General features: G+C 61.6%; 15 protein-coding genes. 10 read left to right on the plus strand and 5 right to left on the minus strand.

The window, feature by feature from the left end; all coding sequences use genetic code 11:
- Nucleotides 1-12: 12 nt before the first annotated feature.
- Nucleotides 13-738 (plus strand): dienelactone hydrolase family protein, encoded by a 726-nt coding sequence (locus tag ACZ9H3_RS00560; RefSeq protein WP_476218975.1) that lies wholly within the window; start codon nucleotides 13-15, stop codon nucleotides 736-738.
- 45 nt (nucleotides 739-783) lie between these two features.
- On the opposite strand, the gene ACZ9H3_RS00565 is transcribed toward ACZ9H3_RS00560, so the two are convergent.
- The 5 genes from ACZ9H3_RS00565 to ACZ9H3_RS00585 all read right to left on the minus strand — a co-directional run bounded on the left by ACZ9H3_RS00565 (nucleotide 784) and on the right by ACZ9H3_RS00585 (nucleotide 6,569).
- On the minus strand, nucleotides 784-1,644 hold the full coding sequence (locus tag ACZ9H3_RS00565; RefSeq protein ID WP_099774019.1) for a pirin family protein: 861 nt from the start codon (nucleotides 1,642-1,644) through the stop codon (nucleotides 784-786).
- A gap of 156 nt (nucleotides 1,645-1,800) precedes the next feature.
- Nucleotides 1,801-3,021: a beta-ketoacyl-ACP synthase I gene (gene fabB / locus ACZ9H3_RS00570; RefSeq protein ID WP_102052598.1), complete on the minus strand. Its 1,221-nt coding sequence runs from the start codon at nucleotides 3,019-3,021 to the stop codon at nucleotides 1,801-1,803.
- Between the two features lie 11 nt (nucleotides 3,022-3,032).
- Entirely contained in the window at nucleotides 3,033-3,548 is a 516-nt protein-coding gene (fabA, locus tag ACZ9H3_RS00575) for a 3-hydroxyacyl-[acyl-carrier-protein] dehydratase FabA (RefSeq protein WP_065759437.1), read from the minus strand.
- A gap of 202 nt (nucleotides 3,549-3,750) precedes the next feature.
- Nucleotides 3,751-5,682, minus strand: a complete 1,932-nt coding sequence (locus tag ACZ9H3_RS00580) for a response regulator (protein ID WP_102052597.1) — start codon at nucleotides 5,680-5,682, stop codon at nucleotides 3,751-3,753.
- A complete protein-coding gene (locus tag ACZ9H3_RS00585) occupies nucleotides 5,679-6,569 on the minus strand; it encodes an ABC transporter substrate-binding protein (RefSeq protein WP_476218981.1) in 891 nt (296 codons plus the stop codon). Before ACZ9H3_RS00585 ends, ACZ9H3_RS00580 begins: the two co-directional genes overlap by 4 nt.
- Before the next feature lie 308 nt (nucleotides 6,570-6,877).
- Between ACZ9H3_RS00585 and ACZ9H3_RS00590 the strand changes: the two genes are divergently transcribed.
- The 9 genes from ACZ9H3_RS00590 (at nucleotide 6,878) to kdpF (ending at nucleotide 13,169) form a co-directional block, all read left to right on the plus strand.
- Nucleotides 6,878-7,903, plus strand: a complete 1,026-nt coding sequence (locus tag ACZ9H3_RS00590; protein ID WP_099774022.1) for an NAD(P)H-dependent glycerol-3-phosphate dehydrogenase — start codon at nucleotides 6,878-6,880, stop codon at nucleotides 7,901-7,903.
- A gap of 16 nt (nucleotides 7,904-7,919) precedes the next feature.
- Nucleotides 7,920-8,267 (plus strand): DUF4389 domain-containing protein, encoded by a 348-nt coding sequence (locus tag ACZ9H3_RS00595; protein WP_065759433.1) that lies wholly within the window; start codon nucleotides 7,920-7,922, stop codon nucleotides 8,265-8,267.
- Nucleotides 8,264-8,719, plus strand: a complete 456-nt coding sequence (gene sixA, locus ACZ9H3_RS00600) for a phosphohistidine phosphatase SixA (RefSeq protein ID WP_330523435.1) — start codon at nucleotides 8,264-8,266, stop codon at nucleotides 8,717-8,719. Before ACZ9H3_RS00595 ends, sixA begins: the two co-directional genes overlap by 4 nt.
- Before the next feature lie 35 nt (nucleotides 8,720-8,754).
- Nucleotides 8,755-9,198, plus strand: coding sequence for a hotdog fold thioesterase (locus ACZ9H3_RS00605; protein WP_099774024.1), 444 nt, complete (start codon nucleotides 8,755-8,757; stop codon nucleotides 9,196-9,198).
- A 139-nt stretch (nucleotides 9,199-9,337) separates the two neighbouring features.
- Nucleotides 9,338-10,132 (plus strand): alpha/beta fold hydrolase, encoded by a 795-nt coding sequence (locus tag ACZ9H3_RS00610; protein ID WP_099774025.1) that lies wholly within the window; start codon nucleotides 9,338-9,340, stop codon nucleotides 10,130-10,132.
- Nucleotides 10,129-10,983: an alpha/beta hydrolase gene (locus ACZ9H3_RS00615; RefSeq protein ID WP_476218984.1), complete on the plus strand. Its 855-nt coding sequence runs from the start codon at nucleotides 10,129-10,131 to the stop codon at nucleotides 10,981-10,983. The genes ACZ9H3_RS00610 and ACZ9H3_RS00615 overlap by 4 nt, the downstream gene beginning before the upstream one ends.
- Nucleotides 10,984-11,098: 115 nt before the next feature.
- Nucleotides 11,099-11,887, plus strand: a complete 789-nt coding sequence (locus tag ACZ9H3_RS00620) for a DUF4892 domain-containing protein (RefSeq protein ID WP_476222662.1) — start codon at nucleotides 11,099-11,101, stop codon at nucleotides 11,885-11,887.
- Between the two features lie 12 nt (nucleotides 11,888-11,899).
- A complete protein-coding gene (locus ACZ9H3_RS00625) occupies nucleotides 11,900-12,949 on the plus strand; it encodes an AI-2E family transporter (protein ID WP_102052592.1) in 1,050 nt (349 codons plus the stop codon).
- A gap of 130 nt (nucleotides 12,950-13,079) precedes the next feature.
- The gene (kdpF, locus tag ACZ9H3_RS00630) at nucleotides 13,080-13,169 is read left to right on the plus strand and encodes a K(+)-transporting ATPase subunit F (protein WP_065759426.1); all 90 of its coding nucleotides are present in this window, start codon (nucleotides 13,080-13,082) and stop codon (nucleotides 13,167-13,169) included.
- The last annotated feature ends 3 nt before the right edge of the window (nucleotides 13,170-13,172 follow it).

Raw genomic sequence — 13,172 nt, forward strand, 5'->3', positions numbered from 1 at the left:
TTGGAGGTCGTGATGAACGCAGTCGTTATCGAATCGCTGGTGTATCAGCTTGATGGCAAACCCTATGAGAGCCGTTTGCTGTACACGCCGGGCAGTGGCGCACAACCGGGGTTGATAATGGCCCCGAACTGGATGGGTGTCGGGGCTGGCGCTGAAGCTATTGCCCGTGCAGTTGCGGCGCGCGGTTATGTGGTGTTGATTGCTGACCTGTACGGGCAGGCGGTACGCCCCGGCAATGCCGAGCAGGCCGGTGCGGCAATGATGCCGCTGAAAAATGACCGGCTCGAACTGCGCAAGCGTATGCAGGCGGCGCTGGCGCAGTTGCTTGAACAGACGCGCGCTGCGCTGCTGCCTGGGCAGTTGGCGGCGTTCGGCTTTTGTTTCGGCGGTTGCTGTGCGTTGGAACTGGCCCGTGATGGCGCTCCACTGAAGGCGGCGATTTCCTTCCATGGCACACTGGACACTCCGCGCCCGGCTGATGCAGCCAACATCAAGGGCGCGGTGCTGGTCTTGCATGGTGCGGATGATCCGTTGGTGCCCAGGGAGCAGTTGCCGGCATTCGAGGCTGAAATGAATGCGGCAAAGGTCGACTGGCAGTTGCTCAGCTACGGTGGAGCGGTGCACTCGTTCACCGATCCGGCAGCGAATACCCCAGGCATGATGATGTATGACGCCAGGACCGCCACGCGGGCGTTCCAGGCCATGCATAACCTGCTCGATGAGGTGTTCCAGGCGTAAGCGCTGGAAACGCGCCAGGCAACAGTCTGAGGCTTGGCGCGCGCTTTACGGCAGTGCAATGCGCTCGTGCTCTCCGGGTACGGTCGGCCAGTCGCCGGCCGCCCAGCGTGCCCGGGCCTGCTCGATCAGCGCCGGGTCGCTGGCAACGAAGTTCCAGTTCATCCGTCTTGGCCCATCCAGCGGTGCGCCGCCAATCAGTACCAGATGACATTCGCCTTCGGCGCACAGCGTCATTTCCTCGCCTTCCGGCAGAACCAGCAGGCTGCAGGGCTCTATCGGTTCGCCATTCAGGCTCGCTTCGCCTTCAAGCAGGTATACCGCACGTTGCTCATGTTCCGTCGGCAGGGGCAGTGTGGTCGCCGCCTGCATGCGCACATCGGCATAGAGGGTGGGCGAGAGCACCGGAACCGGAGATTCCAGGCAAAAGCCTTTGCCGGCGATCAGGCGGATGCTGACCCCCAGGGTGTCATGCGTTGGCAGGCTGGCGGCGGTGTAGTGGCTGTAATGCGCTGGGCCCTGTTCGGCATGTTTCGGTGATGCCAGCCAGACTTGCAGGCCGTGCAGGCGTGAGCCGCTGGCGAGCAGGTCCGCAGGCGTACGCTCGATATGGGCTACGGCGCTGCCTGCCGTCATCCAGCTGACCTCGCCAGGTTTGACCCGTTGCTCTGAGCCAAGGCTGTCCTTGTGCAGGATCTCGCCTTCAAACAGGTAGGTGAGGGTGGACAGGCCGATGTGCGGGTGTTGGCGGATGTTCATGCCGCTGCCAGGGGCGTAGTCGGTCTTGAGCATATGGTCGAAAAACACGAACGGCCCGACGCTGCGGCACCTGGCCGATGGCAGTGGGCGCAAGATGGGCTGGCCTTCGACGTCTTCGGCCTTGGGGCGAATGATAAGGGGAGTGCTCACGGTGTACTCCATGGCTGTCGGATAGCCTAGGCAGCATAGCGTGTCTGCAGGCGTGTCCGTTGGCAGCGTTAAAAACGGATGCAACACGGCTTTTGGGTGCAGCAGAAACAAAAACGCCCCGAACCAGTCGGGGCGTTTTGCGTAAGGTGTTAAGCCTTACTTGCCTTGCCAGCGCTTGAGCACCAGGGTGGCGTTGGTGCCACCAAAGCCGAAGCTGTTGCTCATGACGGTGTCAATCTTGGCGTTTTCGCGGGTTTCGCGCAGGATCGGCATGTCGGCCACTTCTGGGTCCAGCTCCTCGATGTTGGCGGAACCGGCCATGAAATTGCCTTCCATCATCAGCATGCAGTAGATCGCTTCGTGAACGCCTGCGGCGCCCAGGGAGTGACCCGACAGGCTCTTGGTCGAACTGATGGCAGGTGCCTTGTCGCCGAAGACTGCACGAACGCCCTTGATTTCTGCGACGTCGCCGACAGGTGTCGAGGTGCCGTGGGTGTTCAGGTAGTCGATCGGGGTGTCGACAGTGGACAGTGCCTGCTGCATGCAGCGAATGGCGCCTTCACCACTAGGCGCAACCATGTCGTAACCGTCGGAGGTCGCGCCGTAGCCAACGATTTCCGCGTAGATTTTTGCGCCACGGGCCAGAGCGTGTTCCAGCTCTTCGACCACGACCATGCCGCCACCACCGGCGATGACGAAACCGTCACGCTTGGCGTCGTAGGCACGGGAGGCTTTCTCCGGGGTTTCGTTGTACTGGCTGGACAGGGCGCCCATGGCGTCGAACAGGAACGACTGGCTCCAGTGTTCTTCTTCACCACCACCGGCGAAGACGACGTCCTGCTTGCCCATCTGGATCTGCTCCATGGCAGCGCCGATGCAGTGTGCGCTGGTAGCGCAGGCCGACGCGATGGAGTAGTTCAGACCCTTGATCTTGAACGGTGTTGCCAGGCACGCAGAAACGGTGCTGCTCATGGTGCGGGTTACGCGGTACGGGCCAACACGCTTGACGCCTTTTTCGCGCAGGATGTCCAGTGCTTCCATCTGGTTCAGGGTCGAGGCGCCGCCGGAGCCTGCGATCAGGCCGGTGCGCGGGTTCGAGACCTGGTCTTCGGACAGGCCGGAGTCCTTGATCGCGTCCTGCATCGCCAGGTAGGCGTAGGCAGCGGCGTGGCCGACGAAGCGGTAAACCTTGCGGTCGATCAGTTCTTCGAGGTTGAGGTCAATGGAGCCGGAAACCTGGCTGCGCAGCCCCATTTCCTTGTATTCCGGGTTGAAACGAATGCCCGGGCGGCTTGCACGCAGGTTGGCGGAGACGGTCTCTTTGTCATTGCCCAGGCACGAAACGATGCCCAGACCAGTGATAACGACGCGGCGCATGCGAATAACCCTTAGAAATTGTCAGTGGAGGTGAATACGCCGACCCGAAGGCCTTCGGCGGTGTAAATCTCGCGGCCATCGACTGCCACCGAACCATCGGCAATGGCCATGTTCAGCTTGCCCTTCAGGACGCGCTTGATGTGGATGTTGTAGGTAACTTTCTTGGCGGTCGGCAGTACCTGGCCAAAGAACTTGACCTCACCCGAGCCCAGGGCGCGGCCGCGACCTGGCAGGCCTTGCCAGCCCAGGAAGAAGCCAACCAGTTGCCACATGGCGTCAAGGCCCAGGCAGCCAGGCATCACCGGGTCACCTTCAAAGTGGCAGGCGAAGAACCACAGGTCCGGGGTGATATCCAGCTCGGCGACCAATTCACCTTTGCCGTACTTGCCACCCTCTTCGCTGATATGGGTGATGCGATCCACCATCAGCATGTTCGGGGCGGGCAGTTGCGCGTTACCTGGGCCGAACAGCTCACCGCGACTGCAGCGCAGCAGGTCTTCCCGAGTAAAGGCGTTTTGTTTGGTCATGCGAGCTCCTCAATAATCCGGTGCGGCAGGGGCGAATCTTCCCGGCCGACCCAAGGCGTTTGGGCCTGGGGCGGCAGCCTACACATAGACTATTGCGTTGTAGTGAAAGTCACAGCACAGGGACGAAGATGTACACTTGTGCACTGAAATTTTTTTTCAAGACCTCAATCGGCCTTGATTCAGTCTCTAAGACTGCCGCAATTTAGCATTTATCGCCAGTCGCCGCTGCGTCAGCGGGTAACCAACGTTGCAGAATTTGCTGTAAATCTGTGCGTTTGAAGGGTTTGGTCAGGTAATCGTTCATTCCGGCGGCCAGGCAACGTTCGCGATCACCCAGCAGCGCATTGGCGGTCAAGGCAATGATCGGCAAGGCTTTGTCCTTGGGTTGCTGGCGAATTCGACGGGTGGCTTCGTAGCCATCGATCACCGGTAGACGGCAATCCATCAGCACGGCGGCAAAGCGCTGGCGAGCGATCTGGGTCACGGCCTGAGCACCGTCGACGGCTACGCACACTTCATAGCCCAGGCTGCGCAGCATGGCTTCGATGACCGTCTGGTTGACCGGGTTGTCCTCCACCAGCAGGATTCGCCGGCCCTGGCCGTTGTCCTCATCGACCTGCACGCTGGGTGACAGTGTGGGTTGCGGTTTTACCGCGAGGGTCAAGGGAATCTCAAGGGTGAAGGTTGAGCCCTGGCCTTCGCGGCTTTCGGCGCGCAGGTTGCCGCCCATGCGCTCTGCCAGGGTTCGGGCAATCGACAGCCCCAGGCCCGTACCGCCATAACGCCGGGAAATCGAGCTGTCCGCCTGCTGGAAGGCGACGAACATCATTTCCAGGTGTTGGCTGTCGATGCCGATACCGGTGTCGCGTACTGCGCAACTGAACCAGATCAGTTGGCGGTCGAGCACTTGCCAGCGCGGTTCGATTTGCACCGTGCCACGTTCAGTGAACTTCAAGGCATTGCCAATCAGGTTGACCAGTACCTGGCGGATGCGCGTCGGGTCGCCGACCACCTGCAATTGCTCGATGCCGGGTGGCATGCGCAGTTGCAGCTCCAGGTCGCGCTGCTGGGCCGTGTGCAGGAACGCCTGGGTGCAACTGCCAATCAGTTCGGCCAGGTTGAAGGTAATGTGTTCAAGTTCAAGCGTAGTGCTCTCGATCCGCGAGAAATCAAGAATGTCGTTGATGACCTTTAGCAAATGGCCGGTTGACTCCGTGGCCACGGCCGCATAGTCGGCCTGTTCTTCGCTCAGTGGGGTGGTTTCCAGTAACTGCAGCATGCCCAGCACGCCGTTCATCGGTGTGCGCAGCTCATGGCTCATCATTGCCAGGAAGTCTGATTTGGCCTTGTTCGCCTGTTCGGCTTCTTCGCGGGCCTGAACCAGTTGCGCGATGGCCTGTTGCTGTTCGTGGCTGGCCTTGGCCATGGCGCTGGCCAGGTTGTTGATGTGCCGGGAGAGGTTGCCCAGTTCGGTGTCGTCCAGCACCGGCAATGGTGAGGTGAAGTCGCCTTGCTGGATCGCCTTGACGGCCTGGCTCATGTCGCTGATGGGTTTGGCCAGGCTGAGGGCCAGGCGGCGGGCCAGCAGGAAGGTGAAGATCAGGGCGAACAGGGCGAGTATCGCCGCCTTGATCACGATTTCCTGTTGCCGTTGGCTGAAGGCGTCGTTGGACATACCGACGATGACCCGGCCCAGGTAGTCGTCCCCTGGGGCCGAGGCAGGCAGGCTGCTGTTATGCAGGAAGTCGTTGTCCAAGGGGATCTGTTGCAAGCGTATTGGCGCCTGGAACACTTCAACCGGTTGTGTGGGTTTGTCGTTTTCGTCGGGTTGCTCGACATGCACCAGAATATGGTTGGCGCTGTCCTGAACCTCCAGAAAGCGCACGTGGGGGATGCTCAAGGTGGCCCGCATCAGGCTTTCGAGCACGTCCTCGTTACCCGCGATCACGCCGTACTCCGATGCGGGAGCCAACTGGTTGGCGATCAACTGGCCGGTGTGGTTGAGTTCCTGGCGCAAGTCCTGGATCCGCACGAAGGTAAAGAAACCGATCAGCAGCAAGGTCAGCAGCAGGGCGGGGCCAAGGCTGATCATCTGCGTGCGGGTATGAATGTCCCGGCTCAGGCGCAGGTTCATGGGGTGGGCTCTCCTTCGGCGACGACCTTGGTTGCCGCAGCCGGTTCAATCGGCTCAATCCCCAGGGCGCGGGCCACTTGAGGGTTGCCGATGACGCCAAAACGCTCAGGGTAGTGGGTGCGCGGCCATTTGGCCGGTGCCTGGTCGAGCAGGCGGTCCAGCACCCGCAGCCAGTCGTGCTTGTTGCTGAAGGTGCTGGCCAGGCCGCCGGCCTTGACGAACCCGGCCGTGGGGCCGATCAGGGGCATCTGTCGGGCGTAGCTGCTGAGCAGCAGGTTCTTGACGGTACGCGGGTTGTACAGGCCTGGATCGTCCAGGCCGAGCACGACGTCACTGCCCTGCAGCAGCGCTTGCAAAGGGCGATTGTCGCGAGGATCCGGCCAGGCTTGGGCGTTGATGTGCAGGTCCAACTGCTGTGCGCTCTGGTTCAGCTCATCGAGCAGGAAACGGCTTTGCTCGCTATAGAGCACGCCGACCCGTCGAGCATGTGGCAGCAGATAGCGAATCAGGCGCAGTTGGCGTGCAGGCGACGGGTCGCTCCACAGCAGGCTCAGGTAGTGTGGGGGCACACGCCCAAACCGTTGGTTGGCCTGCACTCGGCTGATGCGCATCACCAGTGCCGGTGGCCCGGCGGTTTCACCAAGGCGCCAGTCGAGGGCGGCGGTGTCGAGCAGAATCAGCCGGGTTGTCGGCTTTATGCGTCCCGGCGCAGGCAACTCGGCCACCGGCAGGAAACGTACCTGGTCAGCACTGCGCCGTTGTTCCAGTGAGTGGACAAAGGCGCGCACGCCCGGGCTTTCTGTCGCGGCCGTCAGCAGGATGTCGTGTGCCGCTGCCGTCAGCGGCCACAGCCAGGCCAGCAGCAGTGCGCTCAGAAGCCTGCGCATCAGCGCGCGAGCTCCGCGTCGACAGGGTGATCCTGAGCTGTTACCTGGTTGCCCAGAGGGCGTTTTTCAGGCAGGGGCTGACCGCTTACCGCGAGGGTCGGCAGCATAAGAGCGCATGAAGGAAGAGGGCCAAGTGACACGGCGCGGCCTTATTACGGATATAAATCGGGCATGTTAACCGAGTAGCCGGCATTTTCCAGTTGTCTGAGGGCAACCCCGGCCATGATTCGCATATCTGGCGCTGGCTCTGGCACTATCGCGCCGTATAATGCGGACGTCGCCACATTTTTGGCATTAACGGATTGAATATGACTGAACAGCAACCGGTTGCAGTTCTGGGTGGCGGTAGTTTCGGCACCGCGGTGGCGAATCTGCTGGCCGAAAATGGTGTCCGGGTACGCCAGTGGATGCGCGATCCCGAACAGGCCGAGGCCATGCGTTGCAATCGAGAGAATCCGCGTTACCTCAAGGGCATCAAACTTCACCCGGGGGTAGAGCCGGTTACCGACCTGTTGGCGACCCTGCAGGGGAGCGAGCTGATCTTTGTCGCGCTGCCTTCCAGTGCATTGCGCTCAGTGCTGGCCCCTCATGCCGGGCTGCTTAGCGGCAAGATGCTGGTCAGTCTGACCAAAGGTATCGAGGCCCAGAGCTTCAAGCTCATGAGCCAGATCCTCGAGGAAATAGCCCCGCAGGCGCGTATTGGCGTACTGTCCGGGCCGAACCTTGCGCGCGAAGTAGCCGAGCATGCGCTCACTGCGACGGTGGTTGCCAGCGAAGATGAAGCGCTCTGTCGCAGCGTTCAGGCCGTGCTCCATGGTCGAACCTTTCGTGTCTACGCGAGCAGCGACCGCTTCGGTGTCGAGCTGGGCGGGGCCTTGAAGAACGTCTATGCCATTATTGCCGGCATGGCTGTGGCCCTGGGTATGGGCGAGAACACCAAGAGCATGCTGATCACCCGGGCACTTGCGGAAATGACCCGCTTCGCCGTCAGCCAGGGCGCCAACCCAATGACCTTCCTTGGCCTTGCCGGGGTGGGGGATCTGATCGTCACCTGCTCCTCGCCCAAGAGCCGCAACTATCAGGTGGGGTACGCACTGGGCCAGGGCTTGAGCCTGGAGCAGGCAGTCAGCCAACTGGGCGAAGTGGCCGAGGGCGTCAATACCCTCAAGGTGCTCAAGGTCAAGGCCCAGGAGTTGCAGGTCTACATGCCGCTGGTGGCAGGGCTTCATGCGATCCTGTTCGAGGGGCGTACCCTCAATCAGGTCATCGAGTTGTTGATGCGGGGCGAGCCGAAGACTGATGTCGACTTCATTTCCACCAGCGGTTTCAACTGAACGACAGGAGCAGTAGATGAACGAATCCCCGAAACAGGCCCAGTGCGAATCGATCGGTCTGCGTATCCTTTGGATGCTGGTGTTCCTGATTGTGTGGCAATTGGCCGAGCTGCTGCTGGGTGGCCTGATACTGGTGCAGTTGGTCTATCGACTGATCTACGGTGCGCCAAGTGCCAGCCTGATGAATTTTGGCGACAGCCTCAGCCAGTACCTTGCGCAAATCGGTCGTTTCGGCAGCTTCCACAGTGACCAGAAGCCGTGGCCATTTGCTGACTGGCCAAGCCCGCGTGCGCCGGAAGGTGAAGCACCTCACAGCGTACCTGCAGCTGCGCATCCGGTGCGTGATGAGGAGCCGAAGCTATGAAGCTCTGGGTGCTGCGTCATGGTGAGGCCGAGGCGCGGGCCCATAGCGATGCCGAACGCCGCTTGACCGCGCATGGTCGTGAGCAGGTGTTGCGCAGTGCCGCGCAGTTGCTCGGGCAGCCGCTGCAGGCTGTCCTGGCCAGCCCTTATGTGCGCGCGCAGCAGACAGCCCAGTTGGTCTGTGACGCGTTGTCCTTCGACAAGCCCTTGATCACCGTACCGTGGTTGACCCCAGAGAGCGAAGCCGACCAGGTGATCGCCGAGTTGGACAAGCTGGGCCTGGAGCATGTGCTGTTGGTCAGTCATCAGCCCTTGGTTGGCACGCTGGTGGGGATGCTTGAACAGGGGCATCGACGCGATCCGCAGCCGATGAGCACTGCCTCGCTCGCCGAGCTTGAAGGCGACTGGCCGTTGGCTGGGTTGATGACCTTGCGTAGCCTGAGCCATCCTTGAGCGTCGCTCAACCCAGAATAATAAAGGACTCGCCCATGAGCATCTGGTACACCCAGCCTGATATCGACCAGCTTAATCACCAGCAAAAGAACACCATTGGCGAGGTACTGGACATCCGCTTCGAGTCGTTCAGCGACGATTCGCTGACGGCCAGCATGGTGGTCGATCACCGTACCCGCCAACCGTTCGGTTTGCTTCATGGTGGTGCTTCTGTGGTGCTGGCCGAAACCGTCGGCTCCATGGCCAGCTATTTGTGTATCGATCCGCAGAAATTTTACTGCGTGGGCCTTGAAGTCAACGCCAACCACCTGCGTGGCTTGCGCAGTGGTCGGGTTACGGCAACGGCGCGGCCAGTGCATATCGGGCGCAGCACCCACGTCTGGGACATTCGATTGAGTGCCGAAGAGGGCAAGACCAGTTGCATTTCACGGCTGACGATAGCCGTCATCGCGCTGGGCGAGGCTGCCCCCAGCCGTTGAGAACACGGGTGATTCAGGCTGTTGCGCCGGTATCACCTTCCTATTGACCTGATTGCCGTCTCTGATGGCTTTTCCGGACATTGCCCCGCGCCGAGTCGGCGCGGACAATGACGCCATTACTCCTCTCGGACAGGCGGCCATGTCGCAGCAGATCTTCTTCGCTCATGCCAATGGTTTCCCCTCGGCCACCTACGGCAAGCTATTCGCTGCGCTGGCGCCGGACTATCAGGTCAGCCACCTGCCTCAGCATGCCCACGACCCGCGCTTCCCGGTCAACGATAACTGGCAGAGCCTGGTCGACGAGTTGATCCACCATCTGCAACAACAGCCTGCGCCGGTCTGGGGTGTCGGGCACTCCCTGGGCGGGGTTCTGCACCTGCATGCGGCAATGCGCTGCCCACAGTTCTACCGCGGCGTGGTGATGCTGGACTCACCGGTGCTGACGCGCGCTGATGAGTGGCTGATTCGCACGGCCAAGCGCTTTGGTTTTATTGATCGCCTTACCCCGGCCGGGCGTACGCTGGGCCGACGTGAGGCGTTTCCGGATCGAGAAACCGCACGGGCCTACTTCACAGGCAAGAGCCTGTTTCGCAACTTCGACCCCGACTGCCTCGACGCCTATGTGCAACATGGGCTGCAGGAGGCGGACGACGCGTTGCGCCTGCGCTTCGATCCGGCCACCGAAATCAGCATCTACCGTAGCTTGCCCCATATCAGCCCAGGGCAAGTCCGCCAGGTTTCGATCCCGCTGGCAATGGTGCGGGGCAGTCATAGCCGAGTGATCAAGCGTCATCATGCCTATGCGGTTCGTCGCATGCCGCGCGGCGAGTTTCACAGTGTGCCGGGCGGGCACATGTTTCCACTGGAGCGACCGACCGACACCGCCAGCCTGCTCAAGGGGCTGTTCGACCGCTGGCAGGAGCACAGCGTATGACCGGCCCAATCGAACAGGGGCGTCTGAACCTGGGGCATGTCGAGTTGGCGGCGCAGCTGTTTGGCCCGGCCGATGGACGCCCGGTGATTGCGTTGCATGGCTGGTTGGATAATTCCAACAGCTTTGTACGGCTGGCACCGAAGCTGACTGGGGTGCGTATCGTTGCGCTGGACCTGGCCGGGCACGGTTTGTCCGGGCACCGCCCGCCAGGGGCCAGCTATGCCTTGTGGGACTATGCCTTCGATGTGTTGAAGGTCGCCGAACATTTGGGCTGGGAGCGCTTTTCCCTGATGGGGCACTCCTTGGGGGCGATTGTCTCAGTGGTGCTGGCGGGGGCCGTGCCTGAACGTATCGCTCGTCTGGCCCTGATTGATGGCGTTGTTCCGCCGACCGCAGGGGTTGAAGACACTGCCGAGCGCATGGGCATGGCCCTGCAGGCGCAACTGCGCCACGGCAAGAAGCCCAAACCGGTGTATGCGGCACTGGAGCAGGCCGTTGAGGCGCGCATGAAGGGCGTGGTGGCGGTGAGTCGCGAAGCGGCAGGGCTGCTCGCCCAGCGAGGGTTGGAGGCCGTCCCGGGTGGTTTTACCTGGCGCAGCGACAGTCGCCTGACGTTACCTTCAGCGCTACGCTTGAGCGATGAGCAAGCGCAGAGCTTTGTGCGCCGCATCGCATGCCCTGCACAATTGATCGTGGCCGCCGACGGTATGTTGGTGCGGCACACTGCCTTGCTTGAGCAGCTACCCTTTGAACAGAAACAACTGCCGGGTGGCCACCACCTGCACCTGAACGATGAGGCGGGTGCGTCCCTTGTCGCAGACTGTTTCAATCGCTTCTTTGCCATTCCTTGACTTGTAGCAGGCAACTGTCGAGGCTTGGCGGGTTGAACAGGGAGACAACCATGACCACGTGTGACACTGCCTCACCTCGCGGCGCCCTTCAGGGCGTGGCGTGCCGATGAATATGATGACGAGCCTGAAATCTGCTGTTTCCGCTCTGGCCTTGCTCGTTGCCTGGCCGCTGGTTGCCGCTGAGCTGCCGGTGCCAACGGATGCCAAAGCCGTTGATCAACACGCAGCAACGGAACTGGAACGCGTCTACCCGCTGGGCGCCCTGCGCAAGATCAGCGGCCAATTGCGCATGGAGAACAAGATTGAGGGCCGAGGCCAACTCAGCTCGGTGACCTGGCAGCTGCCCGTCGAGCGGACCGCCAGCGAGGCGTTCACTCAAGCGCGAGAAGCCTTGCAGGCAGAGGGCGGCTATGCGCTGTTCTGGTGTGAGGCGCGTGACTGCGGTGAGAGCAACCTGTGGGCCAATGAGGTGTTCGGCAACGCGCGGCTCTATGGCTCCGACGAGCAGCAAGCCTTTGTGCTCCTGCGCCTGGCTGCGCCAGCACAGGATACCTTGATCGCCTTGTACGGCATCACACGTGGGAACAAGCGGGCCTACCTGCATGCCGAGCAGTTTGTTGCCAATGCGCCCCTGGCGGACGTTTTGCCAACCCCGGCAACGGTGCTACGTGAACTGCGCAGTACCGGCAAGCTGGACTATCCCGACCTTGAGGGGGAGCCGCCAGCAGACTGGGTTGTCCTGCTTGGGCGAAGTTTCAACCTGGACAGCACCCTGCGTGTCACACTGGCTGGCGCCCAGGCTGAAGCCTGGCGCGAACAGTTGATCAAGACCGGTGTGCGCGCGGCGCGGCTGGAAGTTGGTCAGGGCAGCGCAAGCGGCCTGCACGTTGAATTGATTCGCTGATCAGGGAACATCATGCTGAGTAACGACCGCCTGCTGGTACAGATCCTCCTGCTCGGATTGCTTGGGGCTGGCCTGTGGGTCATGGCGCCATTTTTCTCTGCGTTGCTCTGGGGGGCGATCCTGGCGTATGCCAGCTGGCCGTTGATGCGCCTGTTGACGCGGCTGCTGGGGGACCGAGAGACCCTGGCAGCGGCGTTCCTGACCTCGCTGTGGATTTTACTGGTGGCCTTGCCGCTGGTCTGGCTGGGGTTCAACCTGGTGGACCACGTTCGCGATGCTACGGCGTTCATTCGAGACGTACAGGTTGACGGCCTGCCTGATGCGCCGAGCTGGTTGGGCAGTATTCCATTGATCGGCGGACGCCTGGTGGGTGTCTGGGTCGCTGTCGACCAGCAGGGTGTGGCCATGCTGGCCAATCTCAAGCCGTACTTCGGTCAGGTCGGGAACTGGCTGCTGGCGCGCAGTGCCCAGATTGGCAGCGGTATGCTCGAAATTGCCCTGAGCCTGGTGTTCGTGTTCTTTTTCTACCGTGACGGGCCGCGTCTTGCGGCGTTTGTCTTGAGCTTGCTGGGCCGCCTGATCGGTGAGCGTGCCGGCTACTACCTCGACCTGATTGCCGGCACCGTGCAGCGTGTGGTCAATGGTGTGATCGGCACGGCGGCGGCCCAGGCGTTGCTGGCATTGATCGGATTCTTGATTGCAGGCGTACCGGGTGCGCTGGTGTTGGGCATCATTACCTTCATGCTCAGCCTTATCCCCATGGGCCCACCACTGGCCTGGATACCCGCCACCGCGTGGCTGGTCTGGAAGGGGGAATACGGTATGGCGGTGTTCCTGGGCATGTGGGGCACGTTCATCATCAGTGGCGTCGACAACGTGCTCAAACCCTATCTGATCAGCCGTGGCGGTGACCTGCCGCTGGTGATTGTCCTGCTCGGTGTGTTTGGCGGTCTGTTGGCGTTCGGTTTCATCGGCCTGTTCATTGGCCCAACCCTGCTTGCGGTGGCCTACAGCCTGCTGCTGGACTGGGTGCACAGCAAGCCGGACCAGCCGCGCGCCTGACCCGCTGCAGCACCGCCGGTGATCTTTACGCACTCTTTATGCCTTCATCGGGCACTCGCTCTCGTTCCTTTACAGCCTCTCTTCCGACAATGACCGTCAGCGGCACTGTGCTGCGAGACGGAGAGTTGTGATGAGCATTCTGGACGGGGTGTCACTGCTGCTGGCAGTGGCGTTGTGGGTTTATCTGATGGCCGCGCTGTTGCGCGCGGACAGGGGCTAGGAG

The sequence above is a fragment of the Pseudomonas sp. TE3910 genome, from assembly GCF_056279025.1.